Here is a 23,198-nt window from a genome sequence, read left to right on the forward strand (position 1 = left end):
GCAAAAGCCGAGAAGACAATTTCTCGGCTTTTTTTGATATCTATTTAAGGCTATGGATGGATTTCTGCCGGAATTTTGTCGGATTGTCCCGGTGTGCCCGGCAAAGATCCATGCCCTGGCCAAATGTATTAACGGATGTTGAAGACAGTGTTAAAACAATTAATAAAATCTTAATAGTAATAGCCTTTAATAAGACAAGCTAAGTTTGTTACATTCTGTATGTGGGTAAAGAGAAAAGGATTTTACAAGACACTTATCATGCTTGATCTCAGCGTATATCAAAAAGATTAATGATGAACTGGTGAATTCCGGAAAAGTCAGTCCATCAGGTATCTGAAAGAAACCAGGAAAATTTCAAACTGAAAATGTGGGAGTATCTAGTTTAGAAGAACAGAATATGTCACTCGCAGCATCGTAAATAGTCATCATTTAAAGGATGAGTGCTGCCGCTCATACGTTTTTTACAGGATCTTAATTAATTATTTAAGAGTTGAATTGTTTATGCAGAAACAGTAAAAACAAAAAACTATATTACCAGGCTAGATTCTGAGATGTGGGGTGCGTGATGGTCAGAGACGTGTTAGATATTTTGAGTCAGTTTACTTTTTACATAGGTTTAATATTTACGTTGATATTCATTTATAAATTGGTGTATATCATCGTTGCATTCAAAGCGAGAAGGGAAAGACATCCAGAGAAGGAAGTCCCTCTTCGTAAATATGCTTTTTTAATTCCGGCCCGCAATGAGGAGCTTGTCATTGGACAGCTGATAGAAAGTATAAAAAACCAGAAATACCCGAAGGAATTGTACGATATCTATGTGATAGCTGACAATTGTACGGATAATACGGCCCGCCTGGCCGAGGAAGCGGGAGCGATCGTTTCGGAGCGGTTCAATCAGAACCAGGTCGGTAAGGGCTATGCGCTGAATCATTTACTGCATATCATCGAAACGGAGCATGCATCGGAACAATACGATGGGTACTTTGTGTTCGATGCGGATAATCTCCTGGACGAAAATTATATAGCGGAAATGAATAAAACCTTCAATCAAGGCTATAAGGTCATTACCAGCTACCGTAATTCCAAAAACTACGACCAGAATTGGATCACGGCTGGGTATGCACTCTGGTTTTTGTATGAAGCGGAGTTCCTTAACCGTCCAAGAATGTATTTAAACACGAGCTGCGCCATTTCAGGAACCGGATTCTTGATACATGCGGATGTCATAAAAGAAAATGGCGGGTGGGTGCATCATCTTCTTACCGAAGATATCGAATTCACTGCTGCTCAGATCATCAAGGGCGAAAAGATCGGATACTGCGGCCGAGCCATTTTCTATGACGAACAGCCAGCTGCCTTCAGTCAATCCTGGAAGCAGCGATTGCGCTGGGCAAAGGGGTTTTATCAGGTATTCATGAATTATGGGAAGGATTTGTTCCATGGCATGATCCGCGGAAAGGGATATCGATTCTCTTGCTTTGATATGTTGATGACGGTCCTGCCGGTAGTCATTGTTTCCATGCTCTGCCTCATCGGGAACGTAGTGATACTTTTGCTTGTCCCATTTGAAGGAAAAGCCTTGCTGCAGTCATATCTGGTAGTAGGAGCAATCGGTGTTTTGTGGATCTACAGCCTTCTTTTTGGAATCGGTCTTATTACAACAATCATGGAGTGGAAAAATATCCGCTGTCCAAACTGGAAAAAGATTTTTTACCTGTTCACTTTCCCGCTATTCCTCTTTACTTATTTGCCGATATCCGTCGTGGCGCTGTTCAAGAAGATTGAATGGAAACCGATTCCTCATACAGTGGTGAAATCTCTTGATGACCTGCGATCCAGGTCATGAAGCATACCTTGCATGCACGCTTAACCAGGCCTATACCAGGTCTGGTTTTTTGAAAATGAATGGTCAGGAATTGTGGGAGAAAAGCAAACCTTTTTCGGATGGATAAAATGAATCGAAGAAAAATGTTGACGCTTACATTTTCATCGCATATACTGAAGTCAGTTAAATAAAACCATTAGACATGTGACTGGTAATGCAGGCAGGATCTAATTCGGCAAGTTATTTTCATTTGCCGTATTAGGTCCTTTTTTGTTTTCTTTCTACCCGTCGCATTCGAGAAAGAGAGGGTTAGGAATGGATTACAAACAGGTCGCGAAGGATATTTTGCAGCATATCGGCGGCAAGGAAAATATCGCCCATCTCGGTCATTGCTCCACGCGTCTTCGTTTCTCGTTAGTCGATGACAAGAAGGCGGATATCAAGGCATTGGAAAGTACGCCAGGCGTCATCGCTGTCCGGATGACGGCTCAATGCCAGGTTGTCATCGGTAATGACGTGGTGGAGGTGTACGAGGAGCTGCAGAAGCTTGTCGGGGATGCCGGCGGGGAAGAAGCGGCGGCTCAGCCGAAAGAGAAGAAAAAAATCGGCGCTGCGATTCTTGATTTCATCGTCGGTGTATTCCAGCCGCTCGTACCAGCAATTGCCGGCGGTGGTATCCTGAAGTCACTATTACTCTTGCTGGCACTGATCGGGGTCTTGGAATCCGAAAGCCACACCTATCAGATCCTGAACATGGTCGGAGATGCGCCATTGTACTTCCTGCCATTGCTGGTAGCCGTTACGACTGCATTAGCTTCCTATAACATATATAGATTCCCTTAAAGCCTCCTTTTAAGGGAGGCTTGTCTTATTATTTATCAAATAAATTCAAGGAAAATATAGCGCTGCCGAAATCACCTTGTTTTTCTGCCAAGCCTTCTTGATTTGCTAAACCAGCTATTCCACTGATAATGATTGTACCGATTAGAATTGCAGAGAATATAATCTTTTTCATATAATTTCCTCCTTATATTAGAGCCAAGAGATAGTATTTTGTCGCGAGCTCATAGTCCTTAGTTACAGTATAGTATTCAGCGAGCTCTCTTGAGAAGAGCCTCACGTTATAAACATCATTAATTCTCCGGAAATATTCTATACCCTCTTGCCATACGCTCTCAAAGTTGTTCTGATCTTCATATTTTTTGTGCAGCATTGCAAATTCCCATTTTTTCGTAATATCATCCCTGTCGATGCTCTTCTGAAACCCTTCAGTATAGACTTCCATAGCTTTTGATGATTGGTTTGTTTTCCAATAGGAATCTGCCAACAAATAGAGGATTTTCAATTCTATTCGTTCTTGTTTTCCTTCCAATGCTGCTTCCAGATATCGAATTGCAGTACCAGGTAACTCACGCTTTACATATAATAGTCCAAGGTTGAGATTGGTAGAAGCCTGGAGACTTTTATTTTCTATTTTTTTGCACGTTGCTAATGCTCTGTGAAGGTATTCTTCAGACATTTCATAATTAAGTAAGTCCATATAGTTCATGCCCTGGACTAGCTCTGTACGAGCAAGCAAGAAATTCATTGCCTTAATTGACTTGAACGCATCAACGGCTCTTTCTGCATGTACAGCAGACAATGTTGTAATATCGAGGAAATAGTAAACCATCGCTTTTATTAGATGGAATTCTCCTATTTCAGCCTTTTCACTTAGATGAACTAAATATTTTTCAGCCTGTTCTAAGCACCGTAAGGCGTCCTGATGTTGTTTTTCATAATAATAAGTAATCCCTTCAGCAAAGTAATAATGGTACTTATTAAGCTCCGTAAAGTGCTCTTCATACTGCTTGGCTTTTGCTAAGGATCTCTTACTCTCCAGTAGGTTGTTATGCATTGCATGGTATCGGCTTTCAGACAAAAAATATCTGATAAGAGAATCAGTATCGTACTCGTCAGTATGCTTTTTCAAATCTTCATAAATATTAGTTGCAGCTTCCTTCTTATCTAGTCGAATGCTGACCGACCAATTTTCCAGATAACCTGCAATATCAAGGTGTTCTGAAGCATTCCGTCCCATAGTTCAAAGCTCCCTTATATTTAGTTATATAAGTATATTCTACCGTTATTTGTCGATTGTCACATTGGGAAACCCGATAATAATAGACCTACTATACTACAAATCTACTGGGTCACTTTCCTCGCCGAAGAAAGTGACCCAAAAACTTGTCTCAACCACTTTCTCCATAAGTATACGAGCCTAGAGGTAAGGTAACAGTGAAAGTGACGACTATTTTGGTTATGGCAATGTTCACTTCAATCGTCCTCCATATAGAAAGTGAGATACAAAAAGGCAGCATACCCTTTGGTGTGCTGCCTATATCTGCTTGCAAGCTCATACTTCCCATTATCAGTATAGTAGTGGGCCAGTTTCTTTGAATAGCTTCTTAGAAAGTCGCAGGAAAAATATAACACTATTTATTTTGAGAAATAAAGTGGAACACGATATACTACAGCAGCTCCTTTGTCTTTTTAGAAAACTCTATTTGCATTTGATTTTAGAAAAGCGATAGCTTTTCATCCATTATTTGAATTATGCTGTTAGTAGATAGATAACATAGAAATGTACAATAAGCAGCTTTTAAAATATGTTAGATTTATACTATTCATTTGTTTGATGCAGGACCACTTTCAGCATATGAAATACTCTTAAACAACAGGTGGGATAAAGTGAAAAAACTAATCATGGCAGGTGCCAGCCTTGCAGTCATTCCGGCTTTATTGTTAGCGGGCTGTTCGCAGGATGCAGCTACACAAGACCAAGAGCCGAAGACAAAAGAAAATGCAGAAGTGAGCTCGGATGAGCAGGCAGCAAGTTCTCCGGAACCCGCGCCTCAGCCAAACTATCAAGCTATCGAACCTTCTGAGGCAGCCCGACCGCTGGAAAGTCATTATACGGAAACACAGCTGGCGGAAATGCCAACAACAGAGGCGCATGGGGATGACACGGAGAGAAGCGTTCCTTTAGGCCAAACCTTGGAGAAAGGAACGGAAGATGAAACAGATGGACCGCTTCAGAAAAATAGAATCGTTTCTTTTTATGGTCATCCTGATTCTACGACCATGGGAATCCTGGGAGAATACAGCCCGGATGAGCTAATGGAAAAATTGAAGGATCAAACCAAGGCTTATTCCGAACTGGATCCGGAAAGACCGGCTATCCCGGCTATTGAATTGATCGCAACGGTTGCCCAGCGAAATCCTGGAGAGGATGGGCTTTATATGCATGCGACAGCTGACGAGGATATGGAAAGATATGCGAAGTTAGCCGAAGAGAATGATGCGCTGCTGATCCTCGATGTCCAATTAGGCCGTGACAATATCATGAATCAAGTAAAATCATTGGAGAAATATTTGAAATTGCCTTATGTCCACCTAGCCATTGATACGGAATTTCATGTGAAAGAGGGACAAGTTCCCGGAGAAGATTTGGGACATGTCGATGGCGAGAATGTGCAAGAAGCGATTGAATATGTATCGAATCTAGCGTCTGAGAATGGACTTCCTGACAAGGCTGTCATCGTCCACCAATTTGCAGACATCATCATCAGCAATAAAGAAGCTATCCAGCCCACAGAGAATGTGGAAGTGGTGCTGAATAATGACGGCCATGGCATTGCAGCTCTGAAACGATCGGGTTATCATCAGCTTGTACATAATCAGCCTATCCAATATGGCGGATTCAAGGTATTTTATCAGAAAGACGAACCTGTCATGACACCGGAAGAGGTTCTGGAACTAGATCCTGCACCTGCGTTTGTTAATTACCAATAATACATAACAGGGTGGATTTACATATGCTTAAAGAAGTCTGTGTAGAGAATTTTAAGAATGTCCCCGAAGTCATCGCTAAAGGTGCAGATAGAATTGAACTGTGTGACAACCTTGCAGCAGGAGGTACCACAGTAAGTCATGGTGTAGCAAATGTGACGATTATGTATTGTCACGGTAAAAACATCAAGGTCATGAGCATGGTAAGGCCAAGAGGCGGCAATTTTGTTTTTAATAAAGAAGAAGTGGACATGATGAAGCAGGATTTAATCCATTTAAAGAATCTAGGAACAGATGGCGTAGTGCTGGGTTGCTTGACTGACACAGGCTGGATTGATGAAGACGCAATGCTCACCTTGCTGGATGCAGCAAAAGGGCTGGAGGTAACCTTTCATATGGCATTTGACCATATAAGCCCGGAAAGTCAGCTTAAAGCGATTGATTGGCTGGCGGGACACGGGGTACATCGAATCCTTACCCATGGAGGTCCGCTAGATACGAAGATGGAAGATAACCTAGTCAGGTTGAAGGAATATATAGACTACGCAAATGATAGAATCATTATCCTGCCTGGTGGGGGCATTTCTAGTAAAAACCTTCCCTTCATCATTTCTGCATTGAATTGCAGAGAAGTGCATGGAACAAGAATAGTTGATTGAAAAAACAGCCCCCCAGGTGAAAACAGGAGGGGCTGTTTCTTTCGTTTTATAGCATCCGGGAAGAATTCTAGATCTCCCCGATAATAATCCGCACCGCTTCTTCCAAATCCTTCACCGACCAAGAAGGCAGCTTTGGATTGTCTAATGCCAATTCATGATGTCCTGGTATATGCACGAATCCTGAAATCATATCCAGCTTATTTGTTTCGATGTGATGTCTGACGGTGTACATCGTTTGGTTGCACAAATAAGTGCCGGCGGTATTCGAAATCTTTGCTGGCAGGTTATGTTCCAGCAGTTTTGCTGTCATGCTTTTGATTGGCAAGGTCGAGAAGTAAGCATCTGGTGCATCTTCTAGTATCTTTTGCCCGTCATACTGATTTCCGCCATTGTCGGGTTCTCCATCCATGCAGTTTATCGCGACCCTTTCCGGGGTGATTCTATTTCTGCCGGCTGCCAGTCCTAGAGAGATAACGGCAGTAGGCTGGTGTTCGTCGATATGTTCCAGGATGATGCTGGACGTTTTTTTGAAATCGACAGGGAGTACCTTGCCGATTATCTTATTCCCATTTATCGTTTCGCCGTCCAGGCTGCGGACAATCAGTTCTGTAGGATTGGATGCCATCCCTAGAAAAGCTTCAAATCCAGTAAGCAATATGCTCAATTCTACAACTCCTTTATTTCAAATACGTCTCGAACCAATCCGTTATTTCATTCAGGCGAATAATACGCAAACCTGGATCTCCGCTTCGGGACAGCTCATGGTTCGATTCTGGGAACCGAACGAAACGAGTTGGTTTCTTTTGCTGTTTCAATGCAACATACAGCTGCTCGGCCTGCTCGATCGGGCAGCGATAATCGTTTTCGCTATGCAGGATCAGCAATGGTGTCTGGATATTTTTCGCATAACGGAGCGGAGAGATTCGCCATAGCTCCTCAGGGTCTTCCATAACGGTCGTTTTGTGCTCCCATTCGGTAAAGAAGTAGCCGATATCACTCACACCATAGAAGCTGAGCCAGTTACTGATCGAGCGCTGTGTAACTGCCGCCTTAAACCTGTTCGTATGGCCGACGATCCAGTTCGTCATGAAGCCGCCATAGCTTCCGCCAGTAACACCTAAGCGGGAGGCGTCTATCCAATCATGATTTTCCAAGGCATAATCCACGGCTACCATCACATCGGCATAGTCGATGCCGCCATAATCGCCGCGCACAGCATCAACAAACTGCTGCCCATAGCCATGGCTTCCTCTTGGGTTCATGTACAGGACACCATAGCCTTTGCCAGCAAGCACCTGAAACTCGTGCATGAAAGCATGACTGTACATCGCGTGCGGGCCGCCATGAATCTCCAAGACAAGCGGATACGTTTCGCCTTCCTGGAAGCCGGCTGGTTTCATGATCCAGCCTTGCAGTTCGGTTCCATCATTCGCTTTAAAATGAAAATCCTCTGGAGCAGATAATATTTTCGTTTGCAGCAAGTGCTCGTTAACGGCTGTCAGACGCTGCTCATCACTGCCTGACAAGGCCGACACAAACAAGTCGCCGGGAATAGCGGCTGATTGACTGACGGCGTAAACAAACCTCTCCTGATTCTTATCTGTACTAAAAGCGTAAACCTGGCGTTTCCCGCCAACAACTTTGGTGATGTTTTTATCTAACGTCACTTGATATAAGCCAGTGGATCCACGTTCGCTTGCTAAGAAGAACAGGGCGTCATTTGTCTTGCTCCAGACAGCGCCGGCACTTGCAGCTCCCGTGCCCATATCATTGATCGCAACATCATGGCACTCCACATCCCAATCACTCGTCAAACAGGAGAGTTCCTTCGTTGCAAGGTCCAAGGTCCATACTCTCGTGAGGGTGGCTCCTGTGTATTTCAAATCATCACCCAGCAGGGATAGCTTTTTTCCATCCGGGGAGTAGTTTGGCGTATAGAATACTTTGTCGCTGCTCGTAAGTTTTTCTGTACGCTTCGTAGTTAAATCCAACTGATAGATATCCGAGAAGAATGTCTGCTCTGGATCCTCTGAACGATTGGCGCTATATGCAACATGCATGCCATCTGGAGAAAATGCCGGTGAATGGTGGTTATATTCCCCATCTGTTAGTAAGGTGGGTGTACCAGTCTCCAAATCTATCAATACGAGATGATCGAAGGTTTCGTCTGAAAAGCCCTTCGCATCTGACTTGTAAACCAGGTTCGTGGTGATATATGGCTTTCGTTTTTCCTCTGTTTTTTTCTCTTTAGCCTCCTTGTCTTCCAAATTGTCTGAAGCGGTTAACGGTACGGTAACCATGAGCTTCTTCCCGTCTGGTGACAAAACCGGCTGAGAAGCACCTCTTTTGAAAGTGGTAACCTGACTCGCTTCACCGCCATTAAAAGCAATTTTCCATATTTGCTGCTTCCCGGAGCGGTTAGAAGTAAAGAAGATATGCTGTCCATCGGAAGACCATCTCGGCTGCACATCGGAGTGATCACCTTGGGTGAATTGGGTGGTTTCCTTTGAATCCACATCCATCAGGAATAGATTCGATTGATATTTTTCCTTCTTGTTGATAACTTTCTGAACAAAAACAACCGACTTGCCATCAGGTGATAGCTGCGGATCCGATAAGAATGAAAAATTGAGTAAATCTTGTGCGGAAAGACCGTTTGCTGTCATGATTTGCTGCCTCCTGTCCAGGGACATCTATTTATTTGTCGTGATATGGGACAAGTTTTCGTATCCGGCATTAAATTCAGCAAGGATAACAAAGAAACTTGTCCGCGCTTTCTTATACCAATTCGCCGTTAATATAGGTTTGTACTGCTTTGTTTCTCAAATCGAACGGATTGCCGCTCCAGAGGACAAAGTCAGCATCCTTGCCTGCTTCAACGGAACCGACTCGATCGTCTACGCCTAGATGCTTCGCCGCATTTAAGGTGATGGCTTTAAGGGCTTCTTCTTCCGGCAGGCCGTATTTAACGGCTAAAATGGCACTTGTCATCAAATGCTCAATCGCAATGACAGGGTGATCGGTCGTGATGGAGAAAGGTACAGATTCCTCTGCCAGGGCCAGCAGTGTGTGCCAGCCTTTATCGGCAAGCTCGATTTTGGATCGGGGCGTCATAGTCGGACCTACCGAAACACGGATAGCTTGTTTGGCGATGAACGGCGCTATTTGATGTCCCTCGGTACAATGCTCGATCGTCAAATCAATATCGAATTCCTTTTTTAGGCGTAAGACAGTGACGATATCGTCGGCGCGGTGGGCATGGACACGAAGCGGGATTTCTTTGTTTACCACTTTCGCGATATGTTCCAAGCCCAGGTTCCTGGCTGCTTTACCGGCTTGGCGCTCTTCCAGGTAGGTTTGTGCTTCGATTAATTTTTCCCGAAGAATGGCTGCGATGCCCATCCTGGTCGCCGGCATCCTTCCCTTATCCCCGTGGAACCGTTTCGGATTTTCACCTGTTGCTGCTTTTAAGCCGGAGGGATTGCGAATGACCATATCATCCACGATTGTGCCTGTCGTTTTTAACACACACATTTCCCCGCCAATGACATTGGCACTTCCAGGCATTACTTGTACAGTGGTGACACCCGCACGCCTGGCATCCTCAAAGCCTTGATCTTTCGGGTTTATCCCATCAATAGCGCGTACTTGCGGAGTGGCTGCGGCACTTGTTTCATTGAAGTCATGCCCCTCTTTGCCGATCCCTTCCTCGTGCACCCCCAAATGGGTATGCACATCAATCAGTCCAGGTGTAAAGTATTTGCCGGCAGCATCGATTATTTCATAGCCTTCGGGAATGCGGTCTGCTCCTATTGATGTGAATTTGCCCTCTTTTATTAAAATCGTTGTATTGCTTAAAAGCTTTCCTGTCCCATCTGCCCCGGATACATTCGTTATGGCCTTCATTCACTAACCCCCATAAAAATCCAAATTATCATTGATTTCTGAAAATTTAGCTTGTATAATACCCTCTATACCTGATTCCTAATAACGATATTAAATCACGAATTAATTATTGTAAATGTTATTTTATCTAACAATAAGTATCTAAAAGGGGATTTTTAAAGTAAATAAGTACGAAAGTAGGAAGTTTTGTGGAGTATCAAATTGATGAGCTGGATCGCGGTATCATCCGCATGTTATCGAAGGATGGCCGCTTGCCCTTTTCGGAAATGGCAAGTGAATTGAACGTAACCGAGAAAACAATCAGGCTTCGATACAAGAATTTAGTACAGCACAATATCATCGAAGTGGTAGGAGTGGTGAATCCGATCGCGCTTGGGTTAAAAGCGGGGGCGATCATTCAAATAAAGACACAACAAGGAACGATTGCCCAGGTGAGGGAAGCGCTGAGCACGATAAAGGAAGTTCGCTACATTACGATGACATCCGGGGATTACCAGCTGCTTATTCAAATCAATGTCCAAAGCCAGGAAGATATAAAGGACTGTATGCTGAAGCTTGACGGTATCGAAGGAATTGCCGGCATCAATACCATCATTCAACTGGAAAATTACAAGAATACGTTCGAATATTTGTAGGAAGGAGCTGCTCCCATGATTGAATTATTGAAGCAGTTGACAAGTCTGCAGGGTCCAAGCGGCTATGAACAAGAGGTCAGTTATTTTCTGAAAGACTATCTGAAGGATAAAGTGGATGAAGTGAAAATAGATCCCATCGGTAACGTGATTGCCAAGAAAAGAGGCAGCCAGGCCGGACCGGTTGTGCTGCTGACAGCCCATATGGATGAAGTCGGTTTTATCGTGAAAAAGATAGAAGCCAACGGATTTCTGCGATTTGAGAAGCTTGGCGGCAATGATGACCGGAATCTGAACGCCCAGCCAGTGAAGGTGCTGGGTGAAAAAGGACATATAAATGGTGTGATTGGAACACTTTCTGCCCACTATGCCAAATTCGATGACGCGCAAAAGGTGAGAAGGCATAGTCAGTTATACATAGACGTTGGAGCAAGCTCTTCCCAAGAAGTGTTGGATATGGGTATCGAAGTTGGAACCCCCGTTACTTGGGGCTCTGAACTGCAAACGATCGGGGCAGCTGAAAAATTGAAGGTACGCGCCAAGTCACTGGATGATCGTGCGGGATGCGCTGTCATCCTTCAGGTGCTGGAGGAGGCAGCAGAGGATTTCGCCGGAGAGCTCGTTTGTTTATTCACCGTCCAGGAAGAGGTCGGTCTGCGTGGAGCCAAGACAGCGTCGGAGCATATCGATGCGGATGTCGCGATCGCGATTGATACCACCGCTGTAAGTGACACGCCGGAGCAGACTATGGATCAAACGCTGCGCTTAGGGAGCGGCACAGGCATCAAGGTGATGGATGCCAGCCTGATCGTTCCGAAGACAATGAAGCAGCAGCTCATGCAATTAGCGAAACAAAACAACATCCCTTATCAGCTGGAGGTATTCACAGGGATAGGAACCGATGGCGGTGCGGTTACGTATGCCAACAAGGGTATTCCGACAGGCGTGTTATCCATCCCTTCCCGTTATACCCACTCAGCTGCAGAGCTTGTGGATGTAGGCGACCTTCTTGCAACGAAGGATTTAGTAAAAGCATTTGTACAGAGTGTGGATGAGCAATCACGTTTTCCTTTTTAAAAGGGAGGATATATCTCTAAGTTCAGAAGTTTGAAAATTTATAATATTGAAATCGAGGGAGGCTGGCTGCGATGAAGATTTTTATTTCAGCAGATATGGAAGGCATATCAGGTGTCGCGACCAATCAGCAGTTAAAGACAAATTCGGAATATCAGCGGTTCCGGAAGCTGATGACAGCAGATGTGAATGCTGCTATCGAAGGAGCTTTCAATGGCGGGGCAACAGAGGTTGTCGTAGCCGATGGGCATGGCAATATGTCCAACATACTGGTGGAGGAGCTGGATTCGCGTGCAAGGCTTGTATCCGGGAATAACCGCGTCATGTGCCAGCTGGAAGGGCTGGATGAGACATTTGACGGCATCATGTTCGTTGGACATCACGGGCGTGAAGCGGGCTCCGAACGCTCTGTCATCAGCCATACATTAGCGGGTATCTGTATCAACGAAATGAAAATCAATGGCAGGGTCGTTGGCGAAACGGAAATGAATACACTTGTTGCCGGCAGCTTTGATGTCCCAGCCATTTTCATAAGCGGTGACGATGCCTATGTAAAAGAAGTGCAAGAAACAATACCTGATGTGAAAGCTGCCGTTACCAAACGGGCCGTTGATCGCTTTGCGGCGGAGCTGATCCATCCGGAGGCCGCTCGTCAGGAAATCCGAATCAAGGCAGAGGAAGCAGTCAACAATGTCCAATCCTTCAAACCGCAGACAGTAAATGGCCCTGTTACCTTCGATATCGAGCTGAAAGGGCCGCAGCAGGCAATGATGACGACCACCTTGCCGACTGTTGCATTGACTGGTCCCAGGAGCATTCGCTTTACTTGCGATGATATGGTAACAGCGTACAAGCATATGTGGGGCTGTGTCATCATTGCAATGACTGCGACGAACGGTGTGCTCGGCAGTGTCAATGCATAGAGGGAGCAATAGCTAGAAAACCGCTGGAGGTGAATCCATGTACATTGTAAAACGATTACTTACCATGCTGCTGACAATATGGGTGATTGCGAGTTTGACATTTTTGATCATGAAGTTTATCCCGGGTGATCCATTTGCATCCGATGCCGATGTGCTGCCGGAAGAGGTTTTGCAAAACATCCGGGCTAAATATAACTTGGATGAGCCAGTGGCCGTGCAATACGTTTTGTATATGAAGGATTTGGTCACCTTTGATTTAGGATTCTCGATTCAATCCGAAACAAGATCAGTCAATTCGATCATTGCCGAGGGTGCGCCAGCTTCTGCTTTACTCGGACTGCAAGCCATGGTCGTCGCCTTGGTTCTGGGGCTCTTGTTGGGCATCGTAGCGGCATTGAACCATAATAGGGCACTTGATTATGTATCCATGTTTATTGCCATCGTCGGGATATCGGTCCCGAGCTTCATCCTGGCTCCATTACTGATCAAATACCTTGCGGTGGATTGGGGATTGTTCCCTGTTGCATCATGGGGTACATGGCTGCATTCGGTGCTGCCGACACTGGCATTGGCTGCGACGCCGCTCGCTGTCATCGCCAGGTTCATGCGATCCAGCATGCTTGAGGTGACGAATCAGAATTATATCAAGACAGCTGATGCCAAGGGGCTGTCAAAGTCGAAGCTAGTCATCAGGCACGGCATCCGGAATGCGATCCTGCCGGTTATCTCTTTCATCGGTCCTCTGTTTGTGTCTTTAATTACCGGAACATTCGTTATTGAAAAAATATTCGCAATTCCCGGTATCGGGCGGTATTTCGTAGACAGTATCTTCAACCGGGATTATCCGGTGATCATGGGTACCACCATTTTCTTCAGTACATTGCTGGTATTGACATTATTCATCATCGATATATCCTATCGCTTCATTGACCCAAGAATCAAACTGACGAGTGGAGGGGAGTAAATGGAAGCCAAACGCGTGGATGATTCCCTTTTCCGCCCCCTATCACCAGAAAAGAGGGGGCAAGACCCGGTCCAGCGCCCGAGTATGAGCGTCTGGAAGGAAACGATTGTAAACGTTGTAAAAAATAAAATGGCAGTCCTCGGATTTTCCCTGCTGCTCATCATTATCGTCTTTGCGATAGCAGGCCCGCATATGGTGCCGTTCGATCCGGCCAAACAAAGCTTGGAGAATACAAACGTGGCGCCAAACAGTGAGCATTGGTTCGGCACCGATGACTTAGGCCGGGATGTGTGGTCGAGAACCTGGTATGGAGCCAGGGTATCGCTGACGATCGGACTTGTGGCCGCGGTGATTGATATCTTCCTTGGCGTGACGATCGGCGGCATCTCTGGTTATATGGCCGGGCGCAGCAAGGCCGGTGACCGGGTCGATGGCATTTTAATGCGCATCGTGGAGATTCTGTACGGTATTCCTTACTTATTGATCGTCATCTTGCTGATGGTGATCATGGAGCCCGGTGTCACATCCATCATCATTGCTTTATCTGTCACGGGCTGGGTGGGGATGGCCAGGATCATACGCGGCCAAATCCTGCAGCTGAAGTCACAGGAATATGTGCTGGCTGCCCAAAAGCTGGGCACCTCCCATGCCAAGATCATTTGGCGGCATTTGATTCCCAATACAGCAGGCATCATCATCGTCAATCTGACCTTTACCATTCCTTCGGCTATCTTCGCCGAGTCATTCCTCAGCTTTCTGGGACTGGGTGTGCAAGCGCCATTTGCCAGCTGGGGGACGATGGCAAACGATTCCTTGGGTGTCATTTTAAGCGGCCAGTGGTGGCGTCTCTTTTTCCCGGGCTTTATGATTGCCCTCACCATGTTTGCTTTTAATGCCTTCGGGGACGGCCTGCAAGATGCACTGGATCCCAAAGCAAATAAATAGGAGGTGGGATGATGGAACATTTACTGGAAGTGAACAATCTGGAAGTGAGCTTCAAGACATATGGAGGGGAAGTACAAGCAGTGCGGGACGTTTCCTTCCACGTCGATAAGGGGGAAATACTGGCGATAGTCGGGGAAAGCGGCAGCGGAAAAAGTGTCACCGTACAAACCATAATGGGTCTGATCCCGACTCCGCCTGGCAAGATAAGGAACGGGGAAGTGCTGCTGGAAGGGCAGGATCTTCTCCGATTATCCAAACGTGAAATGCAAAAGGTAAAAGGCTCGAGAATCAGCATGGTCTTCCAGGATCCGATGACGTCTTTGAACCCGACGATGAAGGTAGGCAAGCAAATCGCAGAAAGTATCACAGCCCACCAAAAAATAAAGGGGCAGGAAGCGAAAGAGCGCGCCATCGAAATGATCCGCCTGGTCGGTATATCGAACCCTGCCGATCGCTACGACCAGTACCCGCATGAATTCAGCGGCGGGATGCGGCAGCGGATCATGATCGCCATTGCGCTTGCCTGCCATCCGCAGGTGCTCGTGGCAGATGAACCGACGACGGCATTGGACGTAACCATCCAAGCACAAGTATTGGATTTGATGAAGAATCTAAGGGATGAACTGGATACTTCCATTATCTTGATCACCCATGATCTTGGCGTGGTAGCCGAGACAGCCGAACGGGTCGCCGTCATGTATGGCGGTATGATTGTCGAATCGGCACCCGTCACCGAAATTTTCAAGAATCCCAAACACCCTTACACATGGGGGCTGCTGGAGTCGATCCCCGATATCGACGCAACGGATAAAAAGCGCTTGATACCAATCGAAGGAGCACCGCCAGATTTATTCTCACCGCCGAAGGGCTGTCCATTTGCACCGCGATGTAAATATGCCATGGATGTTTGTGTCGAAGCAATGCCGCCTGTTTTTTCCATCGACAAGGCGCATGAGGCAAAATGCTGGCTGAACGATCCCCGGACACCAGCCCTCAAAGAACTGGCGGCAGGGAGGGAATGATCATGACAGAAACCATCGTCCAAATCGAACAAATGAAAAAATATTTTCCCATCGGCAAGGATTTGACTGTCAAATCCGTCGATGACATCTCCATCGGCATCAGGCGCGGGGAAACATTCGGTCTTGTCGGGGAAAGCGGGAGCGGAAAATCGACGCTCGGGAAAACAATCGTCGGACTGGAGGATCCCACATCAGGCAGGATTGTCTACAATGGCCTGGATCTGAGTCAATTGAACAAAAAGCAAAAGAAACAGATAAACCGGGAGATCCAAGTGATTTTCCAGGATCCGCATGCGTCATTGAATCCGCGGATGCGTGTTGGCGATATTATCGCTGAAGGGATCGATGCCCACAAGCTGGCAAAAGGCAAAAGCAGGCAGGACCGCGTCTATGAGCTGCTGGAAAGAGTCGGGCTGCAGCCCCAGCATGCCCAGCGCTACCCGCATGAGTTCAGCGGCGGCCAGCGGCAGCGTATTGGGATTGCCCGGGCGCTGGCGGTCGAGCCGAAGTTCATCGTGGCGGATGAACCTATTTCAGCGCTGGATGTATCGATTCAAGCACAGGTTATCAATCTATTGGAGGATCTAAAAGAACAAGAGGATTTAACGTACTTATTCATTGCGCATGATTTAGGCATGGTCAAGCATATCAGTGACCGAATCGGTGTCATGTATTTAGGGAAAATGATGGAGCTCGCAGATAGCGATGAGCTGTTTCACGACCCGCTTCATCCCTATACAAAAGCATTATTATCCGCTATCCCGGTTGCCAACCCGGAAGCGAGGAAGCGGGAAAGGATCGTGCTGGATGGTGATCCGCCAAGTCCGGTAGATCCGCCAAGCGGCTGTCGATTCCGCACCAGATGTCCATTTGCGATGGATGTTTGTGCCCAGGCCGTACCAGAGTGGAGGGAAGTGAAGGACAACCACTGGACAGCGTGTCATCTTTATGATGAATAAAATCAAAGGGGGATTTACGATGAAAAAATGGCTGAAAAGCCTGGCATTGCTCGTATCCGTCGCCGTCTTCGCGGCAGGCTGCAGCGAAGGATCAGGAGGCGGCAGTGCAGACATAGCGCAGGAAATAACAGTGAATGCGATGAGTGAGCCGCCGGATTTGGATCCGGCTCTGGCAATGGATACGACATCCGGCTGGGTGTTGGATCATGTATTTGAAGGGCTTTATACAAAAGATGAGAACGGAAACCCGGTCTTGGGAGCGGCAAGCAATGTCGATGTATCGGAAGATGGCAAAACGTATACGTTCACCATCCGCGACGATGCCAAATGGTCAGATGGCTCGAACGTGACAGCAGGCGATTTCGAATACGCATGGAAACGGGTGCTGAACCCAGACACCGGCAGTTCCTTTGCTTTCTACCTGTATTACCTCAAAGGTGCAGAGGCATACAACAAAGGCGAGGGCTCCGTCGAGGATGTCGGTGTAACGGCACAGGATGATAAAACACTCGTCGTGGAATTGGAAGCACCTCTTGGCTATTTCGATGAACTATTGACGATGTGGACATTCTACCCGGTCAAACAGGATGTCGTGGAAGAGAACAGCGCGTGGTCTGCCGAAGCGGATACATTTGTAAGCAATGGGCCATTCAAGCTGACAAAATGGGCGCATGACAGCGAAGTCGTGATCGAGAAGAACGGAGACTATTGGGATAGCGATGTCGTCAAGCTGGATAAAGTAACCTACAAGATGGTCAATGATGCAACGACGTATTATCAAATGTACAAAACAGGCGAGCTGGATCTCATCCAGACACTGCCATCCGATGTGATCGATCAAGAAAAGGATTCCGAGGAATACAGCGAAGTACCATACTTCGGAACGTATATGTATATGTTTAACGTCGACAAAGAACCATTCACCAATGAGAAAATCAGAAGGGCATTCACGATGGCAGTCGATCGGGAAACATTAACGAAGAACGTGACAAAAGCAGGGGAAACACCAGCGTATGCATTTGTTCCGGAAGGTGTCGAAACACCAGAGGGTGACTTCCGCGAAGCAGGCGGCGCGTACTTTGAAGAAAATGCAGCCGAAGCGAAGAAACTGCTGGAAGAAGGTATGGAAGAAGAAGGCTGGACAGAGCTGCCGGAGGTGAGCATCCTTTATAATACAGCTGAAAACAATAAGAAAGTGGCAGAATCCGTCCAAGCCATGTACAAAGACAATCTCGGCATCGATGTGAAGCTCGAGAACCAAGAGTGGAAAACATACCTGGATACAACCCAGCAGGGCAATTTCCAAATGGCTCGCATGGGCTGGATCGGCGTCCTGGTAGATCCAGTGGTCATCCTCGATTACTACCTGGGCGACAGCCCGAACAACCGCACGAACTGGGTGAACGAGGAGTACGACCAGCTAATGGCCGATGCCAAAGTAGAACAAGACCCAGACAAGCGTTACGAATTGCTGCACCAAGCAGAAGCAGTACTGATGGAGGATCTGCCATTCAACCCGATCTACCATTATACAAATAACTACCTGACATCCCAGAACTTCGAAAACATTGTATACCCGGTAAACCGCTATCCTTACCTGAAATGGGCGGAAAAAGTTTCAGAATAGTATATAATCAAGGAAAGCGGGATCTCTTGCAGGTCCCGCTTTCCCATACATATGAAAGGAGCTTGCAGATATGAAATGGAAGGTATCCCTCTTCTTCCTGACTATGCTTGCCTGGTACAGCGTCACAATGGCAGCCTCATTTTCGCTGGCCGACGTATCCAACACTGCATTTTTGATCGGACTTCTTTTGACTATCATTGCAGCAATCGCACGCATTCTCAACACCGGCTTCCTCACGCCAATGATCCAAGGTTTTCAAATGATCGGACAGCGCATGATCCGGAAATCACGTTCAGCCGAACGCGCAGACAGCCAAATGAAAAACGACCCCGACATCCAAACATTCAAGTCCAGCCTTGCATCTTTTATCATGCAAAGCACGTTTATCATTGGCATCAGCTCGATCCTTACTTCTGTGGTTGGTATATTTATGCTTTAATAAGAGACATAAATTGTGTTATATTCCATATTTATACAAAAATATTTAGGTTTTATGGAATTATATGTTAATTATTTAATATTCATGCCGATATAAAAGGAGATTAACAATTTCTGAAAAATAAGGAGGAAGTCATGAAGAAAATTATAGCCTTGTTTTTGTTAATCTCGTTAGTCGTTGCTCCATTGTTCTTCAAGGATTCAGCTTCTGCTGCAACTGCGCCAAGATTAACAGAAGTAAGAGTAGTAGCAATCACTTCGGATGGAAATGATTTTGTTTGGGAGAATATTCCTTCTAATTCATTGAAAGCGAGCAAACCGCTTAAGGGTGACACGCTTTATTTGAAGGTACTTTTTATGGGATATCCTAAGGGGTATCTTATTAACAGCGGAGGCGTCAATATTTATCCCAGTACAACCAGATATGATACGGATTACATTGTAGGACGAGACAGGATTGTGAAAGGGTATTATTATTATCTGAAGATTCCTATGGATAAGCTTCCAACAAATACTGTAAATATCACAGGGTTGGATCATCTGTTAGGTACTCCAATTTCTGCTATGCCTATTAGTTTTGATAGAGAGGGTGATGAACAATGACTAACTCAGTCTCCAACGTATACAGCGATGTGACAAAGGATTCCCGATTTTTAGCATTCAGCAGATTAGCCACTGAAAACTATGGGGGGAATCAAGTCTCAGAAGCTAATCGGTACTCCATGAGTTTTCAGGATTATTGTGAAAAACTAGAAAAAGGAGAAGTAGTTGAGCCAAAGAACACCTTGAATAATTACACCAAAGCCAATTGGGATTCCAGAGTGGAACGGGCATTTGAGAAATCTGATTCTGCACTGGGGAATGAGGTTATGAATATCATTAAAAAATCTTATCGATTGGGCTTGGTCGATGAGAATCATACGTTATTAAGATATAAAGCGATTGAAGCATATAAAAACTCCATTTAATCATTTCAAAAGGGCAGCTCTAGCTGCTCTTTTTTGTGATCAATGTTTTGATCTAATACTAGAAAGTGAGCATAGCTTTTGGGTTTCCAGTGACCTAGTGTTAACGCTGATACAGCAGATGAATGAGTATGTTATCGATTTTCGTATTTAAAATTTTTCGCTAACCCTGCCCCATACTTCATAAAACACCGTGTAAACTCCCTCCATCCGCTATATAATGACAGATAAAGACATATTGAACGGAAAGAAGGCATATTCATGAAAATCACCATCATCAGCGTCGGCAAACTAAAAGAAAAATACCTCAAGCAAGGCATCGAGGAATACACCAAACGCCTGAGTTCCTACGCCAAGGTCGACCTGATCGAAGTATCCGACGAAAAAGCCCCCGAAAACTTGAGCGAAGCCGACATGCAAATCGTCAAACAAAAAGAAGGCGATCGCATCCTGTCGAAAATCAACCCCGACGACTACGTCATTTCCCTGGAAATAAAGGGACAAATGATCACATCCGAACAGCTCGCGTCGAAAATTGACAGCCTGGCAACATACGGGAAGAGCAAGATCGTATTCGTCATAGGCGGATCCTTGGGTCTGAGCGAAGAAGTGATGCAGCGAAGTGACTATGCGCTGTCGTTCTCGAAAATGACATTTCCGCATCAGCTGATGAAACTGGTGCTGGTGGAGCAGGTTTATCGAGCGTTTCGGATTATTAAGGGGGAACCGTATCACAAATAGTGGTAAAACAAAGGGTTGAATTAGAAGTTACGAAGGATTGGTTACATAAGTTAATTTAAAAAATTGTAAAAAGGTTTGGGATAAAGTACGTCTTAGAAATAAGTTTATTTTATCTAATTAATATTGGCATAACAAAAAGGCTTTTCTAGTCGAGAAGCCTTTTATTGTTATTTTGGCTAGTTTTCTATTCTTAAAGAAACTCTCCATAAATATATAGTAGAATATTTAGAGGGTTAGATTCACTTTGTGTTTCTAGAATAAAAAAGTGCAAGATACCTCCAAGCCCCAAGGATATGCTAATTTTAGTATCATGCTCTTTTAAACGGAAACTAGCATTCTTATGGTAAAGTATAAATATATATAGATTATATATTTAATCACTATCACTATTCAGGGAGTCTAAAATGAAGGAACGATTTAAGAACTTATTTATGAAATCTTCAAAAGTAATTCATTGGTTAGAGAGCCCCGGGTTCTTAGCCATGCAAAAGGCAGGAAATATACTTTTTGGAGTGGTTATTCTAGCAGGATTATTTTTGCATTACTTTGAGGGGATTAGTGTAATTCTAAATAATATTATTATAGGATTTTTAATGATAACAATGTTTTCATTATTTTTTGTCTTAAGTCTAAAATTTTACTGGATTAAGCCACCAAAATTTATTCGTAAAGGAACAGAAAATCCTGCTCAATTGTTTGATAGATATAGTCATTGGTCTTTTGTGTATGGAATAATCATATATTCATTTTTTGCTTCATTCTTTATTGGGGGGATTGTTGTTACGGTCGTTCATCTTATTTTTAAACTTAATTATGACTTTAGCAAGTTATATTATAATTTATTTTTCATAACGACGGCTGTATTCACAGTATTTTATTTTATGTATCATGTCTCAATGAAGGGCATTTCTACTAAAGTAATTAAAGTAAGAATAAGGTTATACTTAGCAATTATAGCAACTATAACAGCAGGGTTATTCGGGCTATCATTAAAGGAAATATTACTGCCTTTAGTAACCTATCTTGGGATAGGGTTGGCATGGTTAACTTATTTCATAGAGAAGATAGAAATGGAATCCTAAATATTCAACTGTTTTTTGAGAACCGTATCAAAATAGTGGTAAAATAAAGGGTAGAAATTGATATTAATAAAGGCTGGTTAGAAAAAATCTAACTATTAGATAGGCAAAAGAGCGCATTCCTAATATAGGACTGTGCTCTTTGCATATCTATAAATACATTTATAACATTAAGTTCAGATTTTTAATATGTACTTTCTTCTAACCTTTTCAGCGCCTTTTCATATGCATCGTCTCTTTCCCTTTCTTCCCAATCGAGCCGTTGTAAAATTCGCTGCCAATATATATTACCTTCATCAGCATACGATTTTGCTGTTTCCCTCCACAAATATGCTTCGGCCTCTTCAAGAACAATATAATGCCGGCTATGGATTTTAAAGTGAGGCATCCCATTTTCTTTAATTAAACTATATATGGAAGATGGGCTTGTTCGAAAATGATTTGCTGCTTCCTTAATGGTTAGGACAGTTCTACCGTAATAATTTTCTTTATTCTTTTTTGCAAGGTTCTTAATTTCATTAGAGAAAGTGGCTAATTCTTCTCTTATAATTTTTCTCAGAATCTCATCAATCATTTTTGGTTCCTCCTTTGATTTTTGAAAGTCTGTAATTTCAGACTGAACAGTTTGTACATCCCAATTATTATCGGGATCATTCCAACCTAATTTTCTATAGTCTTCAATTGTTTCTTCAATTTCCGCTTCATCTAGAATTATACGAGACTTAACTTTTCTATGGGGCATTGCTCTAGATAGTGTTAACTGTCGTATTGTGGAGGGACCGATGCCTGTAAGTGATGACACTTCTTTAATGGTTAGGTATTTCTTAGGCGAATTTTGTTTACGTTGATTTAAGTTATTAACCGTAATTAAGTATTCCTCTCTAATAATAGTTCCCAAGAGATATTCAAAAGAATTATCATTTAACTCATTGTCCACTTTAATTTCCACCTTCTTTGCTAGATGTTTTGCCATTTTAATCCTCCAATTTTATAGGAGTCTTTATTTTTCTCTTCCAAACTAACTTTGAAGTCATGCTTCTTATAAAAGTGTACTAATCTGTCTAAATGACCACTATCAACTTTTGATATCCAGCCTGTGATAGAATTTACCTCTTTTGCTTTGGCAATTTGTATTAGAGTGCTAAGAAGTATACTTCCATATCCGTTATTTGCAAGGGGCTCTTCAATTTCAATGTCTGCCAAGGATATATTTGTAAATTCCTCATTGAAAAATGCCTTTAAAATGGGGTCGGGATGATGAATTCCTTCTTTGGTAATGACTCGTATTCCAATTATGATGCTTGTTTTTGCATTTTCTGGAACATCTCCATAGAAGTGTCTATATAGAATTAATCTCCCCTCCCCTTTTTCTATTGTTGATATTATTTTAAATCCTTTATTTGATATCAATTTATATTGGTGTTTTTCCTCGAATTCAATGTCTCCTTTTCTTTGTAAAGGTAATAAACCTGTTCGATTAAACAATTGTTTAAGAAATTCCATAAGAAATCCTCCATTTTAAGAATTAGAGTTAAAGGTAACAAGTGTACGGAGAGCGTAAAATATTTTGTGTAAATAGATTTCTAAACAAATAGAAAAAGGAAG

23 protein-coding genes and 1 pseudogene are annotated in these 23,198 nt (G+C 44.1%); 17 read left to right on the top strand and 7 right to left on the bottom strand.

Annotation, left to right across the window (positions count from 1 at the left end; all coding sequences use genetic code 11):
• Positions 1-628: 628 nt before the first annotated feature.
• On the top strand, positions 629-1,849 hold the full coding sequence (locus CHH53_RS15645; protein ID WP_233135165.1) for a glycosyltransferase family 2 protein: 1,221 nt from the start codon (positions 629-631) through the stop codon (positions 1,847-1,849).
• Positions 1,850-2,143: 294 nt separating this feature from the next.
• Positions 2,144-2,638, top strand: a pseudogene (locus tag CHH53_RS15650) (PTS transporter subunit EIIB); the annotation flags it as partial.
• A 61-nt stretch (positions 2,639-2,699) separates the two neighbouring features.
• Here CHH53_RS15650 and CHH53_RS17435 read toward each other — a convergent pair.
• A complete protein-coding gene (locus CHH53_RS17435) occupies positions 2,700-2,843 on the bottom strand; it encodes a hypothetical protein (protein ID WP_158221585.1) in 144 nt (47 codons plus the stop codon).
• Positions 2,844-2,855: 12 nt separating this feature from the next.
• Complete coding sequence (locus CHH53_RS15655) at positions 2,856-3,908, bottom strand: tetratricopeptide repeat protein (protein ID WP_095217075.1); 1,053 nt, start codon at positions 3,906-3,908, stop codon at positions 2,856-2,858.
• Positions 3,909-4,558: 650 nt separating this feature from the next.
• Between CHH53_RS15655 and CHH53_RS15660 the strand changes: the two genes are divergently transcribed.
• Positions 4,559-5,662, top strand: coding sequence for a hypothetical protein (locus CHH53_RS15660; RefSeq protein WP_233135167.1), 1,104 nt, complete (start codon positions 4,559-4,561; stop codon positions 5,660-5,662).
• Positions 5,663-5,685: 23 nt separating this feature from the next.
• Positions 5,686-6,318, top strand: a complete 633-nt coding sequence (locus CHH53_RS15665; protein ID WP_095217076.1) for a copper homeostasis protein CutC — start codon at positions 5,686-5,688, stop codon at positions 6,316-6,318.
• Between the two features lie 67 nt (positions 6,319-6,385).
• Here CHH53_RS15665 and CHH53_RS15670 read toward each other — a convergent pair whose 3' ends face one another.
• From CHH53_RS15670 to CHH53_RS15680, 3 genes are all read right to left on the bottom strand, one after another.
• On the bottom strand, positions 6,386-6,982 hold the full coding sequence (locus CHH53_RS15670) for a pyroglutamyl-peptidase I (protein ID WP_255374719.1): 597 nt from the start codon (positions 6,980-6,982) through the stop codon (positions 6,386-6,388).
• A gap of 13 nt (positions 6,983-6,995) precedes the next feature.
• Positions 6,996-8,984 carry a S9 family peptidase gene (locus CHH53_RS15675; protein ID WP_233135170.1) on the bottom strand — a complete coding sequence of 663 codons (1,989 nt, stop codon included), beginning with the start codon at positions 8,982-8,984 and terminating at the stop codon, positions 6,996-6,998.
• 112 nt (positions 8,985-9,096) lie between these two features.
• Complete coding sequence (locus CHH53_RS15680) at positions 9,097-10,224, bottom strand: amidohydrolase (RefSeq protein WP_095217078.1); 1,128 nt, start codon at positions 10,222-10,224, stop codon at positions 9,097-9,099.
• A 188-nt stretch (positions 10,225-10,412) separates the two neighbouring features.
• Between CHH53_RS15680 and CHH53_RS15685 the strand changes: the two genes are divergently transcribed.
• The 13 genes from CHH53_RS15685 (at position 10,413) to CHH53_RS15745 (ending at position 21,596) form a co-directional block, all read left to right on the top strand.
• Complete coding sequence (locus CHH53_RS15685) at positions 10,413-10,859, top strand: Lrp/AsnC family transcriptional regulator (RefSeq protein ID WP_095217079.1); 447 nt, start codon at positions 10,413-10,415, stop codon at positions 10,857-10,859.
• A gap of 15 nt (positions 10,860-10,874) precedes the next feature.
• Positions 10,875-11,933 carry a M42 family metallopeptidase gene (locus CHH53_RS15690; protein ID WP_095217080.1) on the top strand — a complete coding sequence of 353 codons (1,059 nt, stop codon included), beginning with the start codon at positions 10,875-10,877 and terminating at the stop codon, positions 11,931-11,933.
• A 71-nt stretch (positions 11,934-12,004) separates the two neighbouring features.
• On the top strand, positions 12,005-12,853 hold the full coding sequence (locus CHH53_RS15695) for a M55 family metallopeptidase (RefSeq protein WP_095217081.1): 849 nt from the start codon (positions 12,005-12,007) through the stop codon (positions 12,851-12,853).
• 37 nt (positions 12,854-12,890) lie between these two features.
• A complete protein-coding gene (locus CHH53_RS15700) occupies positions 12,891-13,817 on the top strand; it encodes an ABC transporter permease (protein WP_095217082.1) in 927 nt (308 codons plus the stop codon).
• The gene (locus CHH53_RS15705) at positions 13,818-14,762 is read left to right on the top strand and encodes an ABC transporter permease (protein ID WP_095217083.1); all 945 of its coding nucleotides are present in this window, start codon (positions 13,818-13,820) and stop codon (positions 14,760-14,762) included. It begins immediately after the preceding gene.
• A gap of 11 nt (positions 14,763-14,773) precedes the next feature.
• Positions 14,774-15,784 (top strand): ABC transporter ATP-binding protein, encoded by a 1,011-nt coding sequence (locus CHH53_RS15710; protein WP_095217084.1) that lies wholly within the window; start codon positions 14,774-14,776, stop codon positions 15,782-15,784.
• A 2-nt stretch (positions 15,785-15,786) separates the two neighbouring features.
• Complete coding sequence (locus CHH53_RS15715; protein ID WP_095217085.1) at positions 15,787-16,743, top strand: ABC transporter ATP-binding protein; 957 nt, start codon at positions 15,787-15,789, stop codon at positions 16,741-16,743.
• Positions 16,744-16,762: 19 nt separating this feature from the next.
• Positions 16,763-18,370, top strand: coding sequence for a peptide ABC transporter substrate-binding protein (locus CHH53_RS15720; protein WP_095217086.1), 1,608 nt, complete (start codon positions 16,763-16,765; stop codon positions 18,368-18,370).
• Positions 18,371-18,440: 70 nt separating this feature from the next.
• Positions 18,441-18,809, top strand: a complete 369-nt coding sequence (locus CHH53_RS15725; protein WP_095217087.1) for a DUF3899 domain-containing protein — start codon at positions 18,441-18,443, stop codon at positions 18,807-18,809.
• Positions 18,810-18,943: 134 nt separating this feature from the next.
• Positions 18,944-19,411 (top strand): DUF4879 domain-containing protein, encoded by a 468-nt coding sequence (locus CHH53_RS15730; RefSeq protein ID WP_095217088.1) that lies wholly within the window; start codon positions 18,944-18,946, stop codon positions 19,409-19,411.
• The gene (locus tag CHH53_RS15735) at positions 19,408-19,776 is read left to right on the top strand and encodes a hypothetical protein (protein WP_095217089.1); all 369 of its coding nucleotides are present in this window, start codon (positions 19,408-19,410) and stop codon (positions 19,774-19,776) included. Before CHH53_RS15730 ends, CHH53_RS15735 begins: the two co-directional genes overlap by 4 nt.
• A 258-nt stretch (positions 19,777-20,034) precedes the next feature.
• Positions 20,035-20,514 (top strand): 23S rRNA (pseudouridine(1915)-N(3))-methyltransferase RlmH, encoded by a 480-nt coding sequence (rlmH, locus tag CHH53_RS15740; protein WP_095217090.1) that lies wholly within the window; start codon positions 20,035-20,037, stop codon positions 20,512-20,514.
• Between the two features lie 404 nt (positions 20,515-20,918).
• Complete coding sequence (locus CHH53_RS15745) at positions 20,919-21,596, top strand: hypothetical protein (protein WP_095217091.1); 678 nt, start codon at positions 20,919-20,921, stop codon at positions 21,594-21,596.
• 181 nt (positions 21,597-21,777) lie between these two features.
• On the opposite strand, the gene CHH53_RS15750 is transcribed toward CHH53_RS15745, so the two are convergent.
• Both CHH53_RS15750 and CHH53_RS15755 read right to left on the bottom strand, forming a co-directional pair.
• Positions 21,778-22,566: a helix-turn-helix domain-containing protein gene (locus tag CHH53_RS15750; RefSeq protein ID WP_095217092.1), complete on the bottom strand. Its 789-nt coding sequence runs from the start codon at positions 22,564-22,566 to the stop codon at positions 21,778-21,780.
• Positions 22,551-23,096 carry a GNAT family N-acetyltransferase gene (locus CHH53_RS15755; protein WP_095217093.1) on the bottom strand — a complete coding sequence of 182 codons (546 nt, stop codon included), beginning with the start codon at positions 23,094-23,096 and terminating at the stop codon, positions 22,551-22,553. The genes CHH53_RS15750 and CHH53_RS15755 overlap by 16 nt, the downstream gene beginning before the upstream one ends.
• Positions 23,097-23,198: the final 102 nt, after the last annotated feature.

The sequence above is a fragment of the Terribacillus sp. 7520-G genome, from assembly GCF_002271665.1.
Lineage (GTDB): Bacteria > Bacillota > Bacilli > Bacillales > Amphibacillaceae > Terribacillus.